This is a genomic window from Neisseria sp. P0021.S007 (assembly GCF_051956855.1).
Window position 1 is genome coordinate 1 of sequence record NZ_JBQCXA010001617.1, and the last position, 454, is coordinate 454.

1 pseudogene is annotated in these 454 nt (G+C 57.5%); it reads left to right on the forward strand.

Going from position 1 to position 454, the window contains the following annotated elements:
* A pseudogene (locus ACTHUR_RS20560) lies at positions 1-454 on the forward strand (polynucleotide adenylyltransferase PcnB); the annotation flags it as partial.

Here is a 454-nt window from a genome sequence, read left to right on the forward strand (position 1 = left end):
AATCCGTGTCGGTGGGCTTTGTTCTCGCCGCCGTATTGTGGCCGGTTTTGAACCGACATTAGCAGGACACCATCAAACGCGGTCAAAAGCATGCCCATGCTTTGTCCGAAGCCATGAACACCATGCGCGAGACGGTGGAAAAAGGTTGGGGCGTGCCGCAGCGATTTGCCGCGACCATGCGGGAAATTTGGCAACTTCAGCCGCAATTCGACTTCACACGCGGCGCACGTCCGCACAAAATGCTGGCACAAGCGCGTTTCCGTGCAGCTTATGATTTTCTTGTGTTGCGCGGAGAGGTCGGCGAAGTGGAGCGGGATTTGGTTGAATGGTGGACGAAGTTCCAACATACGGATGCGGAAGCCCGCGCAGAAATGACGCTTGCCACACAACAGCGCCGGCAACACGGGCAAGGCGATGGTGCGGATGGCAAACCGAATCGCAAACGCCGTCGCAC